At 69.4% G+C, this 23119-nt stretch carries 19 protein-coding genes; 10 read left to right on the top strand and 9 right to left on the bottom strand.

The window, feature by feature from the left end:
* Window positions 1–101: 101 nt before the first annotated feature.
* From purM to D6T64_RS08170, 3 genes are all read right to left on the bottom strand, one after another.
* Window positions 102–1205, bottom strand: a complete 1104-nt coding sequence (gene purM, locus D6T64_RS08180) for a phosphoribosylformylglycinamidine cyclo-ligase (RefSeq protein WP_119974046.1) — start codon at window positions 1203–1205, stop codon at window positions 102–104.
* Entirely contained in the window at window positions 1202–2833 is a 1632-nt protein-coding gene (purF, locus tag D6T64_RS08175; protein WP_119974043.1) for an amidophosphoribosyltransferase, read from the bottom strand. Before purF ends, purM begins: the two co-directional genes overlap by 4 nt.
* A gap of 78 nt (window positions 2834–2911) precedes the next feature.
* On the bottom strand, window positions 2912–3310 hold the full coding sequence (locus D6T64_RS08170) for a hypothetical protein (protein ID WP_233550944.1): 399 nt from the start codon (window positions 3308–3310) through the stop codon (window positions 2912–2914).
* Between the two features lie 133 nt (window positions 3311–3443).
* Here D6T64_RS08170 and D6T64_RS08165 point away from each other — a divergent pair, with 133 nt between their 5' ends.
* Window positions 3444–4364 (top strand): ribokinase, encoded by a 921-nt coding sequence (locus D6T64_RS08165; protein WP_119974041.1) that lies wholly within the window; start codon window positions 3444–3446, stop codon window positions 4362–4364.
* Between the two features lie 594 nt (window positions 4365–4958).
* Here the strand turns inward: D6T64_RS08165 and D6T64_RS08160 are convergent.
* Window positions 4959–10208: a lamin tail domain-containing protein gene (locus tag D6T64_RS08160; RefSeq protein WP_119974039.1), complete on the bottom strand. Its 5250-nt coding sequence runs from the start codon at window positions 10206–10208 to the stop codon at window positions 4959–4961.
* 141 nt (window positions 10209–10349) lie between these two features.
* Complete coding sequence (locus tag D6T64_RS08155; protein WP_119974037.1) at window positions 10350–10715, bottom strand: sterol carrier family protein; 366 nt, start codon at window positions 10713–10715, stop codon at window positions 10350–10352.
* Window positions 10716–10788: 73 nt separating this feature from the next.
* Between D6T64_RS08155 and purD the strand changes: the two genes are divergently transcribed.
* From purD to D6T64_RS08135, 4 genes are all read left to right on the top strand, one after another.
* Window positions 10789–12054, top strand: a complete 1266-nt coding sequence (gene purD, locus D6T64_RS08150) for a phosphoribosylamine--glycine ligase (protein ID WP_119974034.1) — start codon at window positions 10789–10791, stop codon at window positions 12052–12054.
* 126 nt (window positions 12055–12180) lie between these two features.
* Window positions 12181–13137 carry a phosphoribosylaminoimidazolesuccinocarboxamide synthase gene (locus D6T64_RS08145; RefSeq protein WP_119974032.1) on the top strand — a complete coding sequence of 319 codons (957 nt, stop codon included), beginning with the start codon at window positions 12181–12183 and terminating at the stop codon, window positions 13135–13137.
* 94 nt (window positions 13138–13231) lie between these two features.
* Window positions 13232–13609 (top strand): VOC family protein, encoded by a 378-nt coding sequence (locus tag D6T64_RS08140; protein ID WP_119974113.1) that lies wholly within the window; start codon window positions 13232–13234, stop codon window positions 13607–13609.
* Between the two features lie 109 nt (window positions 13610–13718).
* On the top strand, window positions 13719–14597 hold the full coding sequence (locus D6T64_RS08135; protein ID WP_119974030.1) for a VOC family protein: 879 nt from the start codon (window positions 13719–13721) through the stop codon (window positions 14595–14597).
* 456 nt (window positions 14598–15053) lie between these two features.
* Here the strand turns inward: D6T64_RS08135 and D6T64_RS08130 are convergent, their stop codons facing one another.
* On the bottom strand, window positions 15054–15752 hold the full coding sequence (locus D6T64_RS08130; RefSeq protein WP_119974027.1) for a TetR/AcrR family transcriptional regulator: 699 nt from the start codon (window positions 15750–15752) through the stop codon (window positions 15054–15056).
* A gap of 234 nt (window positions 15753–15986) precedes the next feature.
* On the opposite strand from D6T64_RS08130, the gene kynA reads away from it, so the two are divergent.
* The 5 genes from kynA to purQ all read left to right on the top strand — a co-directional run bounded on the left by kynA (window position 15987) and on the right by purQ (window position 20130).
* Window positions 15987–16841, top strand: coding sequence for a tryptophan 2,3-dioxygenase (gene kynA / locus D6T64_RS08125; RefSeq protein WP_119974025.1), 855 nt, complete (start codon window positions 15987–15989; stop codon window positions 16839–16841).
* Complete coding sequence (locus D6T64_RS08120) at window positions 16838–17794, top strand: amidohydrolase family protein (protein WP_119974023.1); 957 nt, start codon at window positions 16838–16840, stop codon at window positions 17792–17794. The genes kynA and D6T64_RS08120 overlap by 4 nt, the downstream gene beginning before the upstream one ends.
* Complete coding sequence (locus D6T64_RS08115) at window positions 17791–19089, top strand: kynureninase (RefSeq protein WP_119974020.1); 1299 nt, start codon at window positions 17791–17793, stop codon at window positions 19087–19089. The genes D6T64_RS08120 and D6T64_RS08115 overlap by 4 nt, the downstream gene beginning before the upstream one ends.
* A 79-nt stretch (window positions 19090–19168) precedes the next feature.
* On the top strand, window positions 19169–19435 hold the full coding sequence (gene purS, locus D6T64_RS08110; protein ID WP_119974018.1) for a phosphoribosylformylglycinamidine synthase subunit PurS: 267 nt from the start codon (window positions 19169–19171) through the stop codon (window positions 19433–19435).
* Window positions 19435–20130: a phosphoribosylformylglycinamidine synthase subunit PurQ gene (purQ, locus tag D6T64_RS08105; protein WP_119974016.1), complete on the top strand. Its 696-nt coding sequence runs from the start codon at window positions 19435–19437 to the stop codon at window positions 20128–20130. The genes purS and purQ overlap by 1 nt, the downstream gene beginning before the upstream one ends.
* A gap of 236 nt (window positions 20131–20366) precedes the next feature.
* On the opposite strand, the gene D6T64_RS08100 is transcribed toward purQ, so the two are convergent.
* The 3 genes from D6T64_RS08100 to D6T64_RS08090 all read right to left on the bottom strand — a co-directional run bounded on the left by D6T64_RS08100 (window position 20367) and on the right by D6T64_RS08090 (window position 23083).
* Entirely contained in the window at window positions 20367–21647 is a 1281-nt protein-coding gene (locus tag D6T64_RS08100; RefSeq protein WP_233550941.1) for an RNA polymerase sigma factor, read from the bottom strand.
* Between the two features lies 1 nt (window position 21648).
* Window positions 21649–22071: a YciI family protein gene (locus D6T64_RS08095; RefSeq protein WP_119974014.1), complete on the bottom strand. Its 423-nt coding sequence runs from the start codon at window positions 22069–22071 to the stop codon at window positions 21649–21651.
* Window positions 22072–22180: 109 nt separating this feature from the next.
* Entirely contained in the window at window positions 22181–23083 is a 903-nt protein-coding gene (locus D6T64_RS08090; protein ID WP_199719112.1) for an EamA family transporter, read from the bottom strand.
* Between the last annotated feature and the right edge of the window lie 36 nt (window positions 23084–23119).

The following is a 23119-nucleotide window of genomic DNA, read 5'->3' as shown; positions in this document are numbered from 1 at the left end:
GAAGCACCACAGCAAGACCGCACACAGCAAAACCCCGTGGGCCCGACCAGAACCGGCGCCGCACGGGGTTTTTTGTTGCCTGCTCGCAGGCGGCCCGAGGGTCAGGCGGCGTATCCGCCGACGAGGCGCACGGCGCCGCCGTTGACGCCCTTGGCGCCCTGCTCGAAGCCGGTGAAGTCGCGCGGCGACATCGACACCCGGCCGGTGACCCAGGCGTTGATGCCGCTGCCGGCGAGGCGAGCGATCACCGATGACGCGGATGCCGCATCCACGACCGCGAACATGCCGATTCCGAGGTTCCAGGTTCCCTCCGAGCTTTCGAGTGAGGAGCCGGCCATGTCGCTGAGCACCCGGAAGACCGGGGCGGGCGACCAGGTCGAGCGGTCGACGTCGACCCAGGAGCCGAGGGGAAGCACGCGCGCGAGGTTCGCCGCGATGCCGCCGCCGGTGACGTGGCTGAGGGAGTGCACGGCCCCCGCCAGTTCGGGGTCGTTCAACACGTCGAGCAGCGGGCCCGTGTAGAGGCGAGTCGGCTCCAGCAGCACCTCGCCGACGATGCCGCCGAGGTCATCGGAGCGGTCGGTGAACTCGACGCCGTTGGTGCGCAGGATGCTGCGCACCAGGGAGTAGCCGTTGGAGTGCAGTCCCGACGAGGCGAGGGCGATGACGACGTCACCGGAGACGACCCGTTCGGCGCCGAGCACCTGGTCGGCTTCGACGACACCGGTGGCCGCGCCGGCCACGTCGTAGTCGTCGGGGCCGAGCAGCCCGGGGTGCTCGGCGGTCTCACCGCCGACGAGGGCGGTTCCGGTGGCCGAGCAGGCGCGGGCGATGCCGGCGACGATGTCCGCGATGCGCTCGGGAACGACCTTGCCGCAGGCGATGTAGTCGGTCATGAACAGCGGGCGGGCGCCGACGACGATGATGTCGTCGACCACCATGCCCACCAGGTCCTGGCCGATCGTGTCGTGCTTGTCGATGGCCTGCGCGATGGCGACCTTCGTACCCACGCCATCCGTCGACGTGGCCAGCAGGGGACGCCGGAACTTGGTGAGAAAGCTCACGTCGTACAGGCCGGCGAAGCCGCCGAAGCCGCCGAGCACCTCGGGGCCGTGGGTGTTCGAGACGGCGGCCTTCATCAGGCTTACGGCGAGGTCGCCGGCCGCGGTGTCAACACCGGCGGCGGCGTAGGAGGCGTTGCTCATTCTTGTCTTCCCGGATCTCCGAAGGGTGCCGCTGGCACCATCGGGGTGTGAATCAGCGGTGTTTGGCCGAGTGCGGCCAGGGCATTCTCACGCGTCGACGCCGGTTCGAGAACGGCTTCGAGGTCCGCGTCGGGGCCAGGGTCGCATCCGTTCGATGACGGCTGTGCGGGCTGGCGCTCGAGCAGATTCTTGCCGAGGTGCTGCGACTCGGGCAGGGCGATCGGGTAGACGCCGGTGAAGCAGGCGGTGCAGAGCCGCTCGCGCGGCTGCTCGGTCGCGGCGATCATGCCGTCTTCGCTCAGGTAGCCGAGCGAGTCGGCACCGATGGACTGGCGTACCTCGTCGACCTCGAGGCCGGTCGCGATCAGTTCAGCACGGCTGGCGAAGTCGATGCCGTAGAAGCAGGGCCAGGTGATCGGCGGGCTCGAGATGCGCACGTGCACCTCGGCGGCGCCGGCCTCCCGCAGCATGCTCACGAGGGCACGCTGGGTATTGCCGCGCACGATCGAGTCGTCGACGACGATCAGCCGTTTGCCCTTGATGACCTCTTTGAGCGGGTTGAGCTTCAGGCGGATGCCGCGCTGCCGAATCGTCTGCGACGGCGCGATGAAGGTGCGCCCCACGTACGAGTTCTTCACCAGGCCCTGTCCGAACGGAATACCGGACGCCTGGGCGTAGCCGATCGCGGCCGGTGTGCCCGACTCAGGGGTCGGAATGACGAGGTCGGCTTCGACGGGGTACTCGGCGGCGAGCTTGCGGCCCATTTCGACGCGGGCTTCATGCACGCCCCGACCGGCGATGGTGGTGTCGGGCCGGGCGAGGTAGACGTATTCGAAGACGCAGCCCTTGGGCTCGGCGGGGGCGAAGCGCTGGCTGCGCAGTCCGTCTTCGTCGATCGTGATGAGCTCGCCGGGTTCAACCTCACGCACGAAGCTCGCGCCGACGATGTCGAGGGCGGCGGTCTCAGAAGCGACGACCCAGCCTCGTTCGAGGCGGCCGAGCACGAGCGGCCGCACGCCCTGGGGGTCGCGGGCCGCGTAGAGGGTGGTTTCGTCCATGAAGGCGAGGCAGAAGGCGCCGCGCAGGCGCGGCAGCACCTCCATCGCGGTGGCTTCCAGGGTGTGGTCGAGGTCGCCGATCAGCAGCGCCGTGATCACCGCGGTGTCGGTCGTGTTGCCGCGGGCCAGCTCGCCGTCGGCCTGCGGGTAACGCTCGTGCACGAGCTGCAGCAGCTCGGCGGTGTTGGTGAGGTTGCCGTTGTGGCCGAGCGCGACGGTGCCGCTCGACGTGCGGCCGAGGGTGGGCTGGGCGTTCTGCCAGCTCGACGACCCGGTCGTGGAATAGCGGGTGTGCCCGACGGCGATGTGCCCGAGGAGCGTGCTCAGCGAGGCTTCGTTGAAGACCTGGGAGACGAGGCCCATGTCCTTGTAGATGAGGATCTTGCTGCCATCGCTCGTGGCGATGCCGGCGGATTCCTGGCCGCGGTGTTGCAGGGCGTAGAGGCCGAAGTAGCTGAGCTTCGCCACCTCTTCGCCGGGAGCCCAGACGCCGAAGACCCCACAGGCATCCTGTGGGCCTTTCTCGTTGGGAAGAAGATCGTGATTTAACAGTCCGTCGCCACCGGGCAAGCCGCAGCCCCTTTGTATCTCGTTGTTGTTGATCGTGCGGGTGTCGGATGCACTCGTCGCGGCTGCACCCGGGTCGGACTAACTGCCCGGCGCCTCATCGGCGCGTGACTCGCTGCGGCCCAGTCTATCGGCGACCACGGTGGTGGTTCGCCGACCTACCACCTTGTCGAGAATGAGCGCAATGACGCTTCCGAGGGCCACCCCGCCGGCGACACCGGCGAGCAGCAGGAAGCCGAAGACCTGGGCCCGGCTGAACTCGGCGTTCTCGGGAAAGATCACCGTGAGGACCAGCGCGGACAGCACCCCGAGGATCGCCCCGAGGATCATGAAGTTCGTGTAGCGCGGGGCGCGGTGCAGGGTGCCGGTAACCGTGCCGATGACGGTCTCGTCGCGGGGCTCGGGCTGGGCGTCGGGTTGCGTACTGTCCCGAGGATCCTGCGGGCGCTGCGGGTCTGGCTGAGGTTCGGAGAGGCTCACCCGCCCATTCTCCCACGTGCGGCCGCGTCCATCCCCGTGAAAGCGGGTGAATCGTCGTTCTGGCTGTGACTCATCGACGATTGACCCGCTTTCGCGGAATGGATGGCGGGGCGGGCGCTGGCAGACTGGAGCGATGACTACTATCGCCGTGCTCGGCAGCGCCAACATGGACCTCGTCGTGCGTCAGGCTCGTCTGCCCGAACCGGGCGAGACCATCTTCGGCCACAGTTTCACGACCGTCCCGGGCGGCAAGGGACTGAACCAGGCGGTCGCCGCGGCGCGCCAGGGTGCCACGGTTGCGTTTCTCGGCGCGGTCGGAGCGGATGCCTACGGGGCCCAGCTGCGCGCGCTCGTCGCGGGTGAGGGCATCCGCTCAGAGGGGCTGGCTGAGAGCGCGGAGCCGACCGGCACCGCGCACATCAGCGTGACGGATGCCGGCGAGAACTCGATCGTTGTGGTGTCGGGCGCGAACGCGACCGTGACGGCGCTGTCGGCGGCGCAGCGGGCGACGATCGGCGCGGCGGGGTTTCTGGTGATGCAGTGCGAGCTGCCGGTCGCCGTGCTCACGGAGGCGATCACGGTCGCCCGGGCGAACGGGGTGTTCTCGGTGCTGACCCCGGCGCCGGTGGTGGTGTTGCCGGCGGGATTCCTCGCATCCGTCGACCTTGTGGTGCCCAACCAGCTCGAGGCGGCCGCGCTGACCGGCGAAGCGGATGCCGCCCGCGCCGCCGAGCTGCTCAGCGCCGACAAGACCTGGGCGATCGTCACCCTCGGCGCGGAGGGGGCCATCGTCGCGTTCGACGGCGAGGTGCTCGGCCTCGCGCCGGCACGTCCGGCGATCGCGGTCGACACGACCGCCGCCGGGGACAGCTTCGTGGGAGCCCTCGTGGCGCGGCTGGCGGCGACGGATGCCGCGGCCTCGGGCCTGGTCTCTCCCGACGCGATGGTGGATGCCGTGCGCTGGGCGACCGTCGCGGCCTCACTGACCGTCACCCGGCCCGGAGCCACTGTGTCGCTGCCGATCCTCGCGGAGGTCGCCGCGATCCTCGCCTGATTTTTCGCGACCCCCGGCGGGCGCTCGACACGGGTTACGGGCGCAAGGACACAAGGACACAAGGACGCAAGGACGCAAGGACGCAAGGACGCAAGGACGCAAGGACCATGATGGTCGCCGTGCAGGCCGGAATTCGGGGGCAAGGGGCCATCTGTGACACTTCGTGCGCGAGGTGTCACAGATGGCCCCATCGCCGTCGCGAAGTGTCAGAGATGGCCCCATGGCGCGCACGAAGTGTCAAAGAACGCCCCTTGAATCGAATTCATGGGGCATTCTTTGACACTTCACGGGCCGATTGTCGGCCCAAGGGGCCATCTGTGACACTTCGCGGGGCGATCCCTGGCACGACGGGCCCACCGCGGCAGTTTCGCCGGCAGAGTCACGACCCCAGGGGCATTCTCTGACACTTCACGGGGCGATATTCGGCTCAAGGGGCCACCTGTGACACTTCGCGCGCGTCGGGTGCTCCCCGACGACCGCGGAGGTGGGCCGACAGCCCAACCGACCCGAGGCATCATCGTTGGCGCACTGTGCCGTTCTCCGAGCACCCCACACCCCACACCCCACACACTCTCGAACGCTGACCCGCCCCGATCAGAGTCGTCGGGCCTTGACCATCCGCACCGCGGCGACGGCGAGCGCGAGCCCGGCCAGCACCGCGAGGGTGATGAGCGCGATCGCCCAGCCACCGAGGCCGCCGACGCTGTCGACGGTGTCGAGCGCGGCATCCGTCGACTCGGAATCACCCGGGCCACTCGAATCGGTGGAGTCTTCAGAATTGGCGCTTTCTTCACCCTCCTCAGCCTCAGCGGCCTCGACAGCGGCGGTGTCGGCGAGCGCCTCAGCAGCCGCGACCGCGGCAGCGCTCAGGGCGCCGGACCCCGTGGCCGGCCCGCGGGGCGTCGCGGGGCGGTTCGAGCCGGCGGCAGCGGATGCCGCGGCTCCCGTTCCCGGAACCTCGGCCGGCACCTCGGCGGGCACCTCAACCGCGGGCACCTCGACCGGCACCTCCACCTCGGGCACCACGGCCGCCGCGACGGTGAGTCGGCGCACCTCGGAGAACGCGGTCGCGCCGTACGGGTCCTCGCTGAACGCGTACCAGCCGTGGGTGCCGACCCCCGGGTTCCAGGCCGCGGTGACCTCGGTGCCGCTCTCGACATTCTCGAAGGCGGCGATCTGGGTGGTCGTCAGGATATCGACGGTGAAGGCATCCGTCGCCAGGGTCTTGACCGTGGGCGTCAGGCCGAAAGCGGCGTACGGAACGGTGAAGTCCTGGTGCTCGTCTTCCAGCGACGGGTCCTCGGAATTGTAGGCGTCGAGGTAGGGCGAATAGGTGCGCACGCCGATCTGCTCGGTCTCATTGTCGAACTGCAGCAGCCGCAGGAACGACTGGCCGCCCTCGGGCAGGCCCTGGTAGTCGAAGAGCATCTGGTAGACCTGACGGTCATCGACCCCGTCGCCGTCGTCGTCGAAGCCATCGACCCGGGTGTAGGCGTCGTGGTAGTGGCCGGAGAAGACCATCGCGACGTTGGCGTTGGGGGTGATGACCTCGTCGTAGATCTGCTGCGGAATCTCGCCCAGGCCGCCGGTGGTCAGCATGTACTCGTGCAGGTTGAGGATCGCGGTGCGCTCGGGATACTGCTCGAGCACCTCGTTGAGCCAGTCGATGCCGTCCTGCGTGGGCGCCCAGCCCATGTAGAGCATGAGAAAGTCGTTGCCACCGGCCGTGATCAGGTCGTAATGGCCGCGGTTGTCCTCGAAGCTGCCGCCGAACCACGGGTTGGCGTCATAGCGAGCGTCCCCGAACCAGGCGCTGTATGGCGCGTAGTCGATCTCCTTGTGGCCCACGTCGTGGTTGCCGGCGAGCACCCCGTAGGGCAGGGCGACCTCGTCGAGCATCGTGTACGCGGCATCCGCGTTCTCCCACTGGCGGGTCTCGTAGTGGTTGTCGACGATATCGCCGGTGTGGAACAGGTACTGCAGGTTGATCGCCTCGCGCTGCTCGAGCAGGTAGTCGTGGATGTCGAGCTGGCGCTGGTAATACGAGTCGTTGTAGTACTGCGTGTCGGACTCCCAGCCGAGGGTGAAGTCGTAGCTCGACCGCGCGGTGTCGTTCACGTTGTTGGCCGGCAGGGTGCTGGTGCGGTCCGACAGGTTGGCGCCGGCGAAGCCCTCCGAGTGCTGGATCAGCACCGTGATGACCCCGTTGGCCACGTGGCCCGCGGCGGGCACCATCGCGTCAAGGGTCAAATCGGTGGCACCCTCGCCGATCGTCACCTGCCGGTCGAATTCCTCCCAGGCTCCGGTCGTGTGGTTCTGCACGTACAGCAGCACCTTCGCGTCGGCGTTCGCGGTGCCGTCCCAACGCACCCGGGCCGTGAAATCGTCGCCGGAGTCGGCCGGGACATCCACTTCGAACAGCTGGTACGGGAACGCCTCGTCGGAGGAGACCGTCTCGGTGACGTCGTCGAGGCGTGCCATCGACGTGACCTGCTCGGCCGAGAGCAGCTGCTTCTCGGGGCGATCCAGGCTGTTCGCGGTGCCGGTCACGCCGGAGTATTCGCGCACCGGCTCGTCGCCGGCGGTGATGCGGTCGCCCTCGTTCAGGGTCACCGTGAGAGCGTCGCCGGTCGGGTCGGTCGCTCGGGCCGTGAGCTCGGTGCCACCGTCGTCGACCGCGATCTCGGTGCCGTCGAGCGGGGTGATGAGCTCGTTGCCGGGCTCTTCGACCGGGGTCGAGAAGACCGTTGTGGTCGTCGATTCGTTGCCGATCAGGTCCCGCGCGGTGAGCACGAAGGTGTGTTCGCCGTCGGCCAGTTGGATCGAGGAGGTCGCATAGGGCAGTTCGATGGCGCGGCCGTCGAGGGTCGCGGTGAGGGAGTCGAGGCCGGCGCCGGCATCCGTCGCCTCGCCGTCGATCATGAACTCACCCTGGTAGAGGCGTTCTTCGACGTCGGTCGTGATGGTCGGTGCGAGGTTGTCGACGATGACCTGCCGGGTCACCTCGCTCGAGCCGTTGCCGGCACCGACCGTGTGGGTGCCGTCGGCGGTGAGCGTGGTGTCCCAGACGTGTTCGACGGCGGTGTAGGCATCCGCCGGAATGGTGAAGTGGGCGTCGTAGAAGTCGAGCTTGCCGGCGCTGTCGCCCATGCTGAGCGCGAGCGTCGGGTCGGAGTAGCCGACCGGGGCGAGGGTGCGGCCGTCGGGCAGAACGAGGCGCAGGTTGCGCACCTGGAAGTCGTCATTGTTCTCGTCGAGGTCGATTTCGGGGGCGACCTTGGTGCCGGCGTAGATGCTGACCACGAGGTCCTGGCCGTCGTGCACGTAGCCGAGGGGTACCGGGGTGGCGATGGTGTCCCAGCCCTCGTAGATGCCGTCGTCGAAGATCTGCAGAATGTCGTCGCCGACGAGCACGCCGTTCTTGAAGTAGGTGTCGACGGCGGTGGCCTCGAACACGAACTGCGGCTCGCTCTCCAGCCGGGGTGTCGTGGCGACGGATGTCCCATCCACGTTCAGCGTGAGGCCGGACGGATAGGCGTCGCCGGCCGCCGACAGCGTGCTGGGGCCGGCGAGGTACTGGTCATCCTCGACGTTCAGGCGCACCGGGGAGGTGTCCACGCCGGTGAGCGCGACCCGGGTCACGGGAGTCGTGGTCGGGTTGTGACCGTCGGTGGCCGAGAAGTAGTACTCGTACCAGCTTTTACCGGTGAGGTCGACGGACTGGAGGATGTGCTGGTAGCCGTCGGCGCCATCCGTCGCGATGTTCAGCTCGAGGTAATCGGTGTCGAGGTTGCTCTTCAGGTGCAGGGTCACGGTTCGGGCCTGCACGTCGTCGGTGACCGTGGCGGAGAGCACGAAGTTCTGCGTGGAATCGATCTCGTCGACGGTGTGGTCGGTGATGACCGGCTCGGTGGTGTCGTCGGCGACGATCATGAGGCCGGCGGGCACCTGCTCGGCGAAGACCAGGCCGGGGTTGGCCGCGATCGCGCCGAGCTTCACCTGGCGGGCAGGGTTGGCCGGGTCGGCGCCGTACTGGATGCCGAGGTTGGCGGTGACATCCTTGACGCCCTCGAGGTTGTAGTAGGCGGTGTTGACGCTGAATCCGGTGTTGCTGATGATCTCGATGCCGCGCGCAGCCCCGTTGGCCAGGCCTCCGACGAAGACCTCGACGAGATCGGTGCCGAGGGTGAGGTCGGAGCCGAACTGGGCGTTGAAGTCGGCGCCGGTGAGGTCGTCGTTCTGGCCGTTCTTGACCCAGAAGACGAGGGTGTCGCCGGCCGGAATGACGACGTCAGCGGGCACGGCCGGCCAACGCAGGGTCGAGCTGTTGGTGAGGTCGGCGAGCGGGTAGAGGTAGTTCAGCGTGTAGTCGCTGAAGTCCACCGGCGCGGAGGTCGCGTTGTAGACCTCGATGAACTCGAAGCCGTCGCCGGTGCCGACGTTGGTGGTGTCGGGGGTGATCTCGGTGATCTGCAGCGGCGCGGTGACCGTGGTCGGGTCGGGGGTGGCCGTGGCGGTGGGGATCGGAGTCGAGGTGGGCTCGGCGGTGGGCGTGCTGGTCGGTGCCGGGTCGGTCATGACCGGGTCGGCGTCGCCGGGAGTCGGTACGCCCTGGCTCCGGATCAGCGCGGCCGACAGCCCGTCGGTGGGAGCGCCGAAGTGGGCGCTCGCGTCGGTCGCCACCGACCCGGCCGGGTAGAACGACCAGCTGATGCTGGCAGATGCCGCGTCGACGATGCGCACGCCGCGGTCGCCGCCGTTGGCCATTCCGGGCTGGCCGGTGACGCGCACGACCGGGTAGCTGTTTGACGGTGTCTCGGCGCTGGCGAAGTGCGCGCGGAAGTCGGCTTCGGTGAAGGCCTGCGTGTCGACCGTGCCGGTGGAGTAGTCGAGCCAGAACACCGTGGAGTCGCCAGCGGCGATGACGGTGTTCGCCGGGACGGTGAAGGGCACGTCGGTCACCCGGCTGTCGGAGTCGGCGTAGATGTAGTTCAGGCCGATGCCCGCGGTGGTGAGGTCGATGTCGGCGTTCGTGGTGTTCGTGACCTCGAAGAACTCGAAGTTGTCGTAGCCGGCGTTGTCGGGCGTGATCTCGGTGACCATGAGCGACGGGGCGGTCGGCGTGGCGGTTGGGGTGGGCGACGGCGTCGCGGTCGGGGTCGACTCCGTGACCGGGCTTGCGTCGCCGGGGGTCGGGGCGCCCTGGGACTGCACCAGAGTCAGTGAGCGGGCGGACGCATCCGTCGGAGCGGCGAAGTGCGCGCTCGCGTCGACACCGACCGACCCGCTCGGGTAGTAGGCCCAGCCGATCGAAGCGTTCGTGGCGTCGGTGATTCGGATGCCGCGCCCACCGGAGTTCGCCAGGCCCGCCTGGCCGGTGACCCGCACGAGCGGGTAGTCCGCGGCGGGAGCCCCGACCTCGGCGAAGTGGGCGCGGAAGTCGTTCTCGGTGACGACCGACGTGTCCACGTTGCCGGAGGTGTAGTCGACCCAGAACACGGTGGAATCGCCGGCGGCGATGACCGTGTCCGCCGGGACGGTGAAGGGCACGTCCTTGGCACGGTCATCGGAGTCGGCGAAAATGTAGCTCAGCCCGATGCCGGCGGCGGTCAGGTCGATGTCGACATCGGTCGTGTTGGTGACCTCGAAGAACTCGAAGTTGTCGTAGCCGACGACGTCGGGGGTGATCTCCGTGACCACGAGGGGGAAGGCATCCGTCGCCGCCGGTTCCGTGGCGGCCCGCGCCGACGATATCGGGGCCGCCGCGGCGGCGGCGAGCGCCAGCAGCAGGACGAGCCCCGCGGCGAGCGGGGTGTGACGGGTGGCGTGGCGCGAAATCTGCACGGAGGCTGGCCTTCGATCGTGGGGCAGGGCGACCCCACGCTAGGGATACCGGGGGTTTACCGGGTGTCCACCACATGAACGACAGGGGTTATATCCACGAATTAGGCGCGCTGAAGCGACACGCCTGGTGGAGTGGCAGCGCTAGAGCGGCAGCACGGGCACGAGCCCGGTGAGGTCGGCGCGCTGCCCCGAGGCGTGGATCGCGCCGGTTGCGACCCCGTCGGCCCAGGTCAGGGCGCCGGTGGCCAGGGCCAGCCAGGTGTCGGCATCCGTTTCGACGACGTTCGGCGGGGTGCCGCGGGTGTGGCGGGGTCCGGCCATGCACTGGGTGGCGCCGAAGGGCGGCACGCGCACCTCGAGCGTGTTGCCCTCGGCCTGCTCGGCGAGCAGCTGCAGGGTGTACCGCACCGCCTGCGCACGGATGTCTCGGCTCGCGTTTTTCCCGTCGGCGAGCGCCGCGCGCACGGCCACCGTGCCCGCGCCGTCGTCAATTCGTGCTCGTGCCATGGATCAAGTCTGCCCGATCGCGAGCCACCGCGCGGCCTCGAAGGGGGGCCGCGGCATCCGGTAACCTGAACCGGTGAGAATTCTTGTACTCGGATCCGGTGCCCGCGAGCACGCCATCATCACCGCCCTGCTGCGCGAGAGCCCCGGGCACGCGATCACCGCGGCCCCCGGCAACGCCGGCATCGCCGGAAACGTACCCGTCGTGCCGCTCGACGCGAACGACCCGGTCGTCGTGACCGCGTACGCGATCGAGCACGCGATGGACCTCGTCGTGATCGGCCCGGAGGCGCCCCTCGTCGCCGGCGTCGCCGACGCGCTGCGGGAACGCGGCATTCCGGTGTTCGGCCCGAGCAAGGCCGCCGCCGCCCTCGAAGGAAGCAAGACCTTCGCCAAGCGCATCATGCACGAGGCCGGCGTGCCCACCGGCCGCGCCGTGCGGGCCGGCACCCTGGCCGAGGCCGAAGCGGCCCTCGACGAGTTCGGCGCCCCCTATGTCGTGAAGGCCGACGGCCTCGCCGCCGGCAAGGGCGTGCTGGTCACCGAGGACCGCGCCGCAGCGATCGATCACACGGTGTTCTGGCTCGAACACGGCAGCGTGCTGATCGAGGAGTTCCTCGACGGCCAGGAGATCTCGCTGTTTCTGCTCAGCGACGGCGAGACCGTGCGCCCGCTCTCCCCCGCCCAGGACTACAAGCGCCTCGGCAACAACGACGCCGGACCGAACACCGGCGGCATGGGCGCCTACTCCCCACTGCCCTGGCTCGACACCGAATTCGGCTCTGAGCAGGCCTTCATCACCGAGATCATCGAGACCGTCGCCACCCCGACGATCGCGCAGCTCGCGAAGGAGGGCACCCCGTTCGTCGGACTGCTCTATTGCGGGCTCATCCTGACCACCGACGGCATCCGGGTCATCGAGTTCAACGCGCGGTTCGGCGACCCGGAGACGCAGGTCGTGCTGCCGCGCCTGGTCACCCCGCTCTCGGGCCTGCTGCTCGCGGCCTCGACCGGCGCACTCGCGGCCCTGCCCTGGCCGCAGTTCTCCTCCGACGTGGCCGTGACGGTCGTTCTCGCCAGTGAGAACTACCCGGGCACCCCGCAAACCGGGCGCGAGATCACCGGGCTGGCCGAGGCATCCGCCGTTGACGGGGTCACGATCGCCCACGCGGCGACCGCCGTGCAGGGCGGCGCACTCGTGTCAACCGGCGGCCGGGTGCTGAGCGTGGTCGCCGTCGGCGCCGACTTCGGCGAGGCCCGCGACCGCGCCTACGAAGCCGTGGACCAGATCACCCTCGCCGGCTCGCAGTTTCGCACCGACATCGCGGCCCGCGTCGCCTGATTCCCGGGTTCGGGTGTTCGGGGGCGAGTCAGAACGGCATAACTCCTGCTCTCTGCTGCCGAGCGCCCGAACACGCCCGTGATTGCGTCGGCGCTCAGACTTCAGCAGGAGTTATGCCGGGTGCGGATGCGGGAGAATGAACGGGTGAGCCAATCTGAGTACGCGTCCCCCGCATCCATCGCCCTCGACGGGTGGACGCCCGTCTATTCGGGCAAGGTGCGCGACCTCTACGTGCAGGCAGCGGATGCCCCGGCCGACCTCGCGACCGCCTCCCGGGTGCTCGTGGTCGCCAGCGACCGGGTCAGCGCGTTCGACCACGTGCTCGAGCCGGGAATCCCGGGCAAAGGCGAGCTGCTCACGACCCTGAGCCTGTGGTGGTTCGACCGTCTCACCGACGTGCCCAACCACCTCATCGCCGACCACGAACTCGTCGGCGACACCGTGCGCGGCCTGATCCCGGCCGAGGTCGCCGGGCGAGCGCTGCTCTGCTCCATGCTCGACATGTTCCCGATCGAGTGCGTCGTGCGCGGGTACCTCACCGGCTCCGGCTACAAGGAGTACCTCGTCTCGCAGTCCGTCTGCGGCATTGCCCTGCCGGCCGGGCTGCAGAACGGCGACCGACTGCCCGAGCCGATCTACACGCCCGCATGGAAAGCCCCGATGGGCCAGCACGACGAGAACATCAGCTTCGAACGCACCGTCGAACTCGTCGGCCCTGCCGTCGCGGCAGAACTCCGCGACCTGTCGCTCGCGCTGTACCGCACGGCGTCGACGATCGCCGAGGCCGCCGGCGTGATTCTCGCCGACACCAAGTTCGAGTTCGGCGCGAACCGGCAGACCGGCATCACGACCCTCGCCGACGAGGTGCTCACGAGTGACTCGAGCCGCTACTGGGACCTCGCCCGCTGGCAGAACGCGGCGACCCCGGAAGAACGCATGGAAAGCTTCGACAAGCAGATCGTGCGCAACTGGCTCGCCGCCCACTGGGACGAGACCGGCACCCCGCCGCTGTTGCCGCCCGAGATCGTGGAGCAGACCGCGGCCCGGTACCGCGAGCTGCTCGAGCGTCTGACCGCCGCGTAAACGCCCCGCCGCCCCGACGGCGCGAATGTCCCCGAATGTCGGGGCAGCCCGTGCTGAATGACGGATGTCGGTGGCGCCGGGTACTGTCGGGATCATGAGAATCAAGATGTGCAGCGTTCACGTTGACGATCCTTCCGCCGCGTTCACGTTCTACACCGAGATGCTCGGCTTCGTCGAGCTCATGCGCGTGCCCGAGCACGCGCTCTACATCGTGCAGGCCCAGGGCGATCCAAACGGCCCCGGGCTGCTGCTGGAGCCCAGCGACACCAAGGTCGCCAAGACCTACCAGAGCGGCCTGCACCGCCTCGGAATCCCCGCCATCGTGTTCGGCACCCCCGACGTGCAGGCCGAATACGACCGCCTGCGCGCCCTCGGCGTGCGGTTCACGAGCGCTCCGACCACCGACTTCTCGGGCACCACAGCCGTCTTCGACGACGGATGCGGCAACCTGATCCAGTTGCACGAGGACTGATCCCGCACGACGGCTCAGGGCTGTGCCACGGCCGGGCCGCCCACCCGGTCAAACGGGGGGCAGCTCCGTGCCGGCACGGCGGAATACCGGGGGTGCGGCATCCGTTGACATGACCGTGACCACCACTCGAAAAGACCTGCTCGCCGCCGACACGAACATGGGCGCCGTGACCCTGCGCGCTGGCAACCTCGACACCCTCATCGCGTACTACCGCGACGCGGTGACCCTCGACCTCATCAGCCACATCGGCCCGGTCGCGGTGCTCGGCCGCGGCACGACACCGATCGTGATCCTGCAGCACGCTCCCGAGCTCGCGGCCGCCGAACCCCGCTCGGCCGGACTCTTTCACACGGCCATCCTGTTCGAGACGCAGACCGAGCTCGCGAAAGCCGTCTACTCGGTCGGTACGAAGCATCCGGGCACCTTCACGGGCAGCGCCGATCACCTGGTCAGCCAGGCCTTTTACTTCACAGACCCCGAGGGCAACGGCATCGAGCTGTACTGGGACCGCGACCGCACCCTGTGGAGCTGGACCCACGGCCAGGTCGAAATGGCGACCCTGGCCCTCGATCCGAACGCCTTCATCGGCGAGCACCTGACCGAGGCGAGCGCTGCAGACCCGACCCACGGCCCCGCGGTCGTCGGCCACATCCACCTCTCGGTCGGCGATGTGGCGAGCGCCCGCGAGTTCTACGTGAACCGCCTCGGCTTCGAGGCCACCGCGAACTTCGGGCCCAGCGCCCTGTTCGTCTCGGCCGGCGGGTACCACCACCACATGGCCATGAACACCTGGCAGAGCCAGGGTGCCGGTCGCCGCCGTCTGGCGCTCGGCCTCGGCGAGGTCAGCATCGTGGTGCCCGGCACCGGTGACATCGGCGCCCTCAGCGAGCGGATGTCCCACTACGGCGTCGAGACCCGTCACGACGGGCAGACCCTCGGCTTCGACGACCCGTGGGCGAACCGCATCCTCGTACGCGCCGCGCACTGACCGCCGCGCACTGACCGCCGCGCACTGACCGCCGCGCCAGCGTTTCGGTTCGGCGACGTTTCGGTGTGGCTGCCGGTGCCGGTGCGGCTAGGCCCCCAAACGTGATTGTGCGCACGACGTCAGTTCGTCGGGGCCAGCACCAGCCGCCGGCGCTCGGGCCGCTCGTGCGCCGAAAGCTGCTCGTGCAGGCAAAAGCGGCACCCCGGTACCTTCATGCGCCGAAAACTGCTCGTGCGCGTGGCCTGCCAGGCGCACGAGCAGCTTTCGGGCGCATGAGCATTCTGGAGTGCAAGTTTGCGGCGCACGAGCACCTTTGAGGCGCACGACGGCCGGCAAGTTTGAGGCGCGTCAGCAGCTTTGAGGCGCACGACGGCCGGAGCCACCGCCTGTGGGCGCATCAACGACCGGGAGCCGCGCAGCCGTGTGACGGTCGAAGCGGGCGGCCGCTGGAGCGGGTCAGGACTTGGCGGGGCCTCGGGCGGCGCGCTTGGCGCGGCGGGTCAGGCCGTAGACGGTGGCCTGGAACTCCTTGCCCTTGAGCGGGCGGCCGGGCAGTTTCGTGCGCGGCTTGTCGGCGGCGCGCAGGCCGTCGAGCACGATACTGAGCTGGCGGCGCCACTGGCCCGCGTAGCCGTTTCCGAGGCCGCCGAGCGAACCGACCATCGTGACCAACACGGCGATGTCCGCCGCGTCGACGTCGGCGCGCAGCGCGCCGTCTTTCTTCGCCTGCGCCACGAGCGCCGCGATGACGGACTCGAAGTCGGTGGCGGGCCGGGCGCCCGGGTCGAGGCTGGACATCCGCTTCACGATCGGCGGCAGCGATGGGTCGGCGACGAGCCATTCGGCAACGCGTTCGGCGTAGATGACCACGCCGTCCCACGCGGTGTCGGCTGCCGTGATTTCGTCCTGCACGGCGGCGAGTTCGGCGAGGGCGAGCTCGTAGAGGGCCCGCACGAGGTCGTCGCGGGTCGGGAAGTTGCGGTACAGCGTGGCCACGCCCACCTCGGCGCGACGGGCGATTTCCTCGAGCGAAGCGTCGACGCCATTGACGGCGATCAGGGCCCGGGCCTCGGTGAGCAGGCGCTCCCGGTTCTGCCGCGCATCGCGGCGCCGGGGTTGCGGCCGGTCCTGGGGAGCGCGTGCGGACGAAGTCATGGAGTTGATTCTAGGTGCCGTGTCTGGGTCACTCGGAGGGAAACCTCCGTGATTCGTGGTATCACGCGCCCAGATTCACGGAATAGTTTTCGGCCCCCCGCGTGTCGCCGCACACGGACACCCCGGGCGTCAGATTTGGCGGGCACCGTGTTGCGCCCGAGCGCGGCAGCCCGCAGAATTCAGAGCAGGACCCATGCCGTGACGCGCGGGCCAGCCACAGGAAACGGAGCACTCGTGCCGGTCGAGAACAACACGCGGGAGTTCGATCCAGAGATCGTGACCGATTTTCGGGAGCGGATGAGCTACGGCACCTACCTCGACCTCGACACCCTGCTCGGTGCCCAGAAACCGGTCAGGGAACCGGAGCACCATGACGAGCTGCTCTTCATCATCCAACACCAGACCACCGAGCTCTGGCTCAAACTGGTGCTGCACGAGCTACGTGCGGCGACGCAATCGCTGCGCCGCGACGACCTCGCCCCGGCTCTGAAACGCATCGCCCGGGTCAAGCACATCCAGCGCACCCTGACCGAGCAGTGGTCGGTGCTCGCGACGCTCACGCCCACCGAATACGCCCAGTTTCGCGGCTTTCTCGGCAATTCCAGCGGATTCCAGTCGTACCAGTACCGGGCCGTGGAGTTCGCGCTCGGCAACAAAAATCGGCGCATGCTCAGCGTGTTCGAGTCCGACCCGGATGCCCACGCCCTGCTCACCGAGATGCTCGAGGCCCCGAGCCTCTACGACGAGTTCCTCCGCTACCTGGACCGGGTCGGCTATACGGTACCGACCGAGGTACTCGAGCGTGACGTGACCGAGGCCTGGGTGCTGCACCCCGAACTGGTGCAGACGTTCCGGGGCATCTACGAGCACGCCGACACGAACTGGGCCGCCTACGAGGCCTGCGAGGAGCTCGTCGACCTCGAGGACAACTTTCAGCTCTGGCGTTTTCGGCACCTGAAAACCGTGCAGCGCATCATCGGCATGAAGCACGGCACCGGCGGATCCAGTGGCGCTGCTTTTCTGCAGAAGGCCCTCGAACTCACCTTCTTTCCCGAATTGTTCGCGGTGCGCACCGAAATCGGGTCATGACCGACACCGCGCTGCCGGGGTTCCTCGACGCCCACGTTCACCTGGCCCTGACGGATGCGGCCGGTCCGGCCGCGCTGCTGGCCGGCGGCATCAGCCGGGTGCTCGACCTCGGCGGCTGGCCGCTCGGCGCGGGCGTGGGGCCTTCACCCGTGATCCGCGGTGCCGGGCAACTGCTCACCGCCCCGGGTGGTTACCCGAGCCGGGCGCCCTGGGCACCGCCCGGCAGCGTCTTCCAGGTCACCAGCACTGCCGGAGCGACGGATGCGACAGCCGCGGTCGATCTGCAGCTCGCGGGCGGCGCATCCGTGGTGAAAATCACCCTGAATTCGGATGCCGGACCGGTCTTCTCCGACACGGTGCTCGCCGCGATCGTCGCCCACGCCCATACTCAGGGGGTCGCCGTGGTCGTGCACGCGCAGGGCCACGGCCAGGCCCAGCGCGCGTTCGAGGCCGGCGTCGACGCGTTCGCACACACGCCGTTCAGCGAGCGGCTGGGCGACGATCTGATCGGCGCGATGGCAGCCCGCCTGACCTGGATCAGCACCCTCGACATCCACGGCTGGGGCCGCCCGGCCCGTGAGTTCGACGCGGCGGTCGACAACCTGCGCCGCTTTCATGCCCGGGGCGGTCGGGTGCTCTACGGCACCGACCTCGGCAACGGGCCGTTGCCCGTCGGGGTCAATCCGCGGGAGATCCGTGCGCTGCTGACCGCCGGTTTGTCACCGGATGCCGTGATCGCGGCCCTCACCGACGGCGCCGGGGGCGCAGAACCAGCGCTCGGCATCGACTGGGGCCCGGCCGTGCGCCACACTCGACTCATCGGCCCACAGCCTGCCGAGCCGCAGGCTTTCACCGACTGGCTCGGCACCGCCCGCAGCGTTGCCGGCCCCCTGCCCATCCCCACAACACTGTCCAGCCCTGCCACCCCCGCCGCCCGAGAGGCTCTCCGATGACCCCGACCGCCCCGCTCACCGACAGTCACCTCGCGTTCGCCCGTCGACAGGACCGCATCGACGGGCTCGGGCACTACCGCGCGCGCTTCATCGGCACCAGGGCCGAGAGCGACGACCCGTCAGCACCGCTTCCCAACCCAATCGCCTACCTCGATGGCAACTCCCTCGGCCGCCCGACCACGGCGGCCGCCGAGCGCATCGCCGCGTTCATCACCGGGGCGTGGGGCACCCGGCTGATCCGCGGCTGGGACGACGAATGGATGGAGCTGCCGCTGCGCATCGGTGACGACCTCGGCCGGGCGGCGCTCGGCGCCGGGCCCGGGCAGGTCTTCGTCGGCGATTCCACGACCGTGCTGCTCTACAAGCTCGCCCGCGCCGCCGTGGATGCCCGCCCCGGACGCACCGAGATCGTGCTCGACAGCGACAATTTCCCCACCGACCGGTACATCCTCGAGGGCATCGCCGCCGAACGCGGCCTCACCCTGCGCTGGATTACCAGCGATCCCGCGGCGGGCGTCACGCCGGAGCAGGTGCGCGCGGTCGTAGGCCCGAACACCGCCCTCGTGCTGCTCAGCCACGTCGCCTATCGCTCCGGTTTTCTCGCCGACATGAAGACGATCACCCGGGTCGCCCACACCCAGGACGCCCTCGTGCTCTGGGACCTCAGCCACTCCGTCGGTTCGGTTCCAGTCGAGCTCGACCTCTGCGACGTGGACCTCGCCGTCGGCTGCTCCTACAAGTACCTCAGCGGCGGGCCGGGCGCTCCGGCCTTCGGGTATGTGCACCGCGACCTGCAGGACGTGCTGGCGCAGCCGATCCAGGGCTGGATGGGAACCAAGGATATTTTCCTGATGGGGCCGGGATACGTGCCGGCCACGGGCATCCGTCGCTTCATGAGCGGCACGCCCGCGGTGGTGGGCATGCTCGCGATGCAGGACACGATTGCCATGATCGAGCAGGCGACGATCGCCGAGGTGCGCGCCAAGTCGGTCGCGCTGACCGAATTCGCCCTCACCCTGGTCGACGACTGGCTCGCGCCGATGGGCGTCACCGTCGCCTCACCCCGGGAAAGCACCCACCGCGGCGGGCACGTCACGATCAACCACCCGGCGATGCGGCAGGTGACCACGATTCTGTGGGCGAACGACGTGATCCCCGACTTTCGGGCGCCCGACGGCCTGCGCATCGGGATGGCTCCGCTCAGCACGAGCTTCGTGGAGACCTACGAAGGAGTCGCCGCGATTCGGGACGTGCTGCGCGGCATCCTGATCGGGCAGAGCGGCGGAGCGGCCTGAACAGACAGCGAACGCAGACCTGGAGAAACGCAGACCTGTAGAATCAGGGAATCCACCTCGAGCCTTTCTGGAGTGCACCGTGTCTGTAATCGTCGTTGAAGTTATGCCCAAGGCCGAGCTGCTGGACCCGCAGGGCAAGGCTGTCGCCCGCGCCCTCGGCCGCCTGGGCCAGACCCAGTTCAGTGCCGTGCGCGTCGGCAAGCGTTTCGAAATCACCGTCGACGGTCCGGCGGATGCCGCGGCCCTCGCCGCCGTCGCCGAGCTCGCCGACAGCGTGCTCTCCAACTCCGTGATCGAAGACGTCGTGGGAATCCACGTCGTCGAGACTGCCGCGGCGGTCAACTAGTGCGCATCGGCGTCGTCACCTTTCCCGGATCGCTCGACGACCGGGATGCCCAGCGCGCGATCCGCCTCGCCGGCGCCGAGCCCGTCGCCCTCTGGCACGGCGAGCACGACCTGCACGGCGTCGACGCCCTCGTGCTGCCGGGCGGATTCAGCTACGGCGACTACCTGCGCGCCGGTGCGATCGCGAGCCTCTCGCCGATCATGGCCGAGGTCATCGACGCAGCCAACGGCGGCATGCCCGTGCTCGGAATCTGCAACGGCTTCCAGATGCTGACCGAGGCGCACCTGCTCGAGGGCGGCCTGATCCGCAACGAACAGGGCCGGTTCATCTGCCGCGACCAGAGTCTGCGCATCGAGAACGTGACGAGCGACTGGACGACCGGTTTCACGTCCAACCAGGAGATCACCATCCCGCTGAAGAACGGCGAAGGCTCCTTCATGGCCTCCGCCGAGACCCTCGCACGCCTCGAGGGTGAGGGCCGCATCATCGCCCGTTACCTCGGCAACCCGAACGGGTCCCAGAACGACATCGCCGGCGTCACCAACGCTCGCGGCAACGTCGTGGGCCTCATGCCGCACCCCGAGCACGCCGTCGAGGCCGGGTTCGGCCCCGACACCGCCGAGGCCATGTCGAGCGGGGTCGACGGCCTCACGTTCTTCACCTCGGTCATCGCCCGCACCCTCGTCACCGCGTAGCGCCCCTCGCAGGACGCTCGCGGCGCGAGTGGGCGCATATCGATCGCCCCATGAGGTCCACGCTAGCTTCGCGAGTGGGCGCATATCGCCCCTTGAAGGCGACCCATGGGGCCATTTGCGCCCACTCGCGTCAGCCATGGGGCCATGTGCGCCCACTCGCGCCGGGCACTCCGGCGGCCAGGTAGGACATCCCGAAAGCCACCGACCCTCGTCCCTGGCGCCCCTGACTTATCCCGCTAGGGGTAGCGGCGGGCCAGCAGGCGGCGCTGGGCGGCGCTCTCGGTGAGGCCCGCGGCGACGACCGCGGCAGCGGATGCCTCCTCCCGCCGCCCGAGCCGCCGCAACAGTTCCGCGCGGCTCGCGTGCCACCAGAAGTACCCCTCCAGCCCCGTCAGCGCCTCCACCTCGGCGAGCGCGAGCGCCGCCTCCCCGCTCTCGGCGACGGCCGCGGCCCGGTTGAGTCGCACGACGGGACTCGGATCCAGCACAACCAGCACGTCGTACCAGGCGACGATGGAGCGCCAGTCGGTGGCGGCGGCATCCGCTGCGAGGGCGTGGCAGGCGGCGATCGCCGCGACGACCGCGAACCGTTCGGGCACGACGCTGCTCAGGCGAATGGCCTCGGCCGCCCGGGTCACGCCCTCGGCGGCGAGCGCCCGATCCCACCGGGCACGGTCTTGGTCGGCGAGCAGCACGATGTCCCCGGCGGCGTCGAAACGGGCCTCCCGGCGGGAGTGCTGCAGCAGCATCGTCGCGAGCAGCCCCTCGAGCACGGCCTCTCCCGGCAGCAGCGCCACGAGCAACCGGCCGAGCCGCACGGCCTCCTCGGCGAGCTGGCGCCGTTCGTGCAGGCCGGCGGAGCGCGAGGCGTACCCCTCGGTGAACAGCAGAAACACGGTCGTGGCGACCTGGCGCATCCGCTCGGGCAGCTCGGCCGCATCGGGCACCCGGTAGCGGATGCCCGCGGCCGCGATCTTGCCGCGCGCCCGCGTCAGGCGTTTGGACATGGTCGCCTCCGGCACCAGCAGCAGCCCGGCGACCTCGGCGACGCTGAGGCCGCAGAGCACACGCAGGCTCAGCGCGACCTGGGCCTCGGGCGCGAGCGCGGGGTGGCAGCAGGTGAAGATCAGGCGCAACTGGTCGTCGCGCAGCACCCCGACCGGAAAGTCGTCGGGGGCTTGGTGCAGGGCCAGGGTGATCGCCTCCTTTTCCTTGCCGGGCCGGGCGGCCTCGCGGCGCAGCTCGTCGATCGCCCGGTGTTTGGCGGCGACGATCAGCCACGCGCGCGGGTTCGGCGGCAGGCCGGTGCGCGGCCAGGTCGCGAGGGCGATGATCGATGCCTCCTGCACGGCGTCTTCGGCGAGGTCGAGGTTGCCGGTGAGCCGGGTGAGCGAGGCGAGCACCTGCCGCCGCTCGCGCCGCAGCACCTCGGCGAGCCCCCGCACCTCGACCGGAGCCGTGGGCTCGCCGAGGTGCGGGGCGGGCGGGACTGCCGGGTCGCCGCCGGGGTCATTCACCTCAGGTGGTGACCGACGTCGGGCGTGCGTCCGAGGAGTGCGCGGGCGCCTCCGCGGCCGTTGCTGATTCCGGCGGCGCGGTCATCGGCAGCGCCGGGCGCACCTCGACGGCGCCGCTCCAGGCCCCGGGGATCATGGCCGCGACCCTGATCGCCTCGTCGAGGTCGGTGCACTCGAGCAGGTAGAACCCGGTCAGCGCCTCCTTGGTCTCGGCGTAGGGGCCGTCACTGAGCACGACATCGCCGCCCTTGCCGCCGGTGACTCGCACGGTCGTCGCGGTGGGGGTGTGGTACAGCGCCGCGCCGCCACGAATGACGCTCGCGGCCGCTTCGCCAAAGGCGCCGTATTCGGCCATTTCGCCGGCGTACTCGGGGGCACTCCAATCGACGTCGGGCGTGTAGATCAGTGCGACATAGCTGGGCATGATTGCTCCTTCACGGTTTTTCGTGGGGATCCATCGAATGATGGATCTACTTTAGGAACGAACGGGCCCCGCCCGATAGGACACCGGCGACACATTTTTTTTCTGAGTTTCAGCCGTTGATGGCGATCGCCGCGATCGCCGCCAGAGCGAGGCCCATCCCGGCGACCTGCAGACGGCCGACGCGCTCCTTCAGGACGAGCACCGCGAGCAGCACGGTCACCGCCGGGTACAGCGCGATCAGCACGCTGACCAGAGAGAGCAGGCCGCCCTGGAAGGCGTAGAGCATCGTCACGTTCGCGGTCACATCGAGCAGCGCAATGATCACGGCAATGCCCACAATGCCGCGCGGCAGCAGGCCATGCTGTCGGGTCGCGACGGCCACGGCAATCACGATGACGGATGCGACGCCCCGCGACGCGACCAGCGGCCACAGCCCGGTGCCGGCCTCGATCTGGTGCACGAAGATGAACGCGAGCGCGAAGAAGGTGCCGGAGCCGATCGTGAACCAGGCCACGCGCCGGGTGAAGCGCGGGGCTGGAGCGAGAGCGACGTGGCCCGGCGCCAGCATGCCGGGGATCGCGGGGTCAGTGCCGGGCGCGGCATCCGTCGGCTCACGACTGACCAGCAGCACGGCGACGATCGCGAGGCCCACCCCGACGAACGAGATGACCGACGGCCGCTCCCCCAGGGCCACGCCGACGATGACCGGGATGCCGGCCACGAGCACCGCCGTCATCGGCGACACGACGCTCATCGGGCCCTCGGCGAGCGCGATGTAGAACCACCACATCGCCAGCGCCAGGGCGAGCCCCGAGGCCGCCCCGAACAGCATCGCGTGCCAGGAGGGCGTGCCGCCGACGACCACCGCGAGCACGGTGACGATCACCGCAGACAGCGGATACGAGACCAGGATGACCCGCAGGGCGGCCACCCGCCGCGAGGCGAGCCCGCCGAGAAAGTCGCTGACGCCGTAGGCCGCGGCCGAGGTCAGCGCGAGGATGACGCCGATCACCGGGCACCGCCGGATCGGGCCTGTGAACGGGATGCA

Source organism: Cryobacterium melibiosiphilum (assembly GCF_003602235.1).
Taxonomy (GTDB): domain Bacteria; phylum Actinomycetota; class Actinomycetes; order Actinomycetales; family Microbacteriaceae; genus Cryobacterium; species Cryobacterium melibiosiphilum.
The sequence above is the reverse complement of the archived record's forward strand: the minus strand, read 5'-3'. Positions and strand labels throughout refer to the sequence as shown.

What these genes read in the sequence shown, in the direction of transcription:
- purM (WP_119974046.1), bottom strand. Translation starts at nt 1,205, where the DNA reads ATGAGCAACGCCTCCTACGCCGCCGCCGGTGTTGACACCGCGGCCGGC.
- D6T64_RS08165 (WP_119974041.1), top strand. Translation starts at nt 3,444, where the DNA reads ATGACTACTATCGCCGTGCTCGGCAGCGCCAACATGGACCTCGTCGTG.
- D6T64_RS08155 (WP_119974037.1), bottom strand. Translation starts at nt 10,715, where the DNA reads ATGGCACGAGCACGAATTGACGACGGCGCGGGCACGGTGGCCGTGCGC.
- D6T64_RS08145 (WP_119974032.1), top strand. Translation starts at nt 12,181, where the DNA reads ATGCGGGAGAATGAACGGGTGAGCCAATCTGAGTACGCGTCCCCCGCA.
- D6T64_RS08140 (WP_119974113.1), top strand. Translation starts at nt 13,232, where the DNA reads ATGAGAATCAAGATGTGCAGCGTTCACGTTGACGATCCTTCCGCCGCG.
- D6T64_RS08135 (WP_119974030.1), top strand. Translation starts at nt 13,719, where the DNA reads ATGACCGTGACCACCACTCGAAAAGACCTGCTCGCCGCCGACACGAAC.
- D6T64_RS08130 (WP_119974027.1), bottom strand. Translation starts at nt 15,752, where the DNA reads ATGACTTCGTCCGCACGCGCTCCCCAGGACCGGCCGCAACCCCGGCGC.
- D6T64_RS08120 (WP_119974023.1), top strand. Translation starts at nt 16,838, where the DNA reads ATGACCGACACCGCGCTGCCGGGGTTCCTCGACGCCCACGTTCACCTG.
- D6T64_RS08115 (WP_119974020.1), top strand. Translation starts at nt 17,791, where the DNA reads ATGACCCCGACCGCCCCGCTCACCGACAGTCACCTCGCGTTCGCCCGT.
- D6T64_RS08095 (WP_119974014.1), bottom strand. Translation starts at nt 22,071, where the DNA reads ATGCCCAGCTATGTCGCACTGATCTACACGCCCGACGTCGATTGGAGT.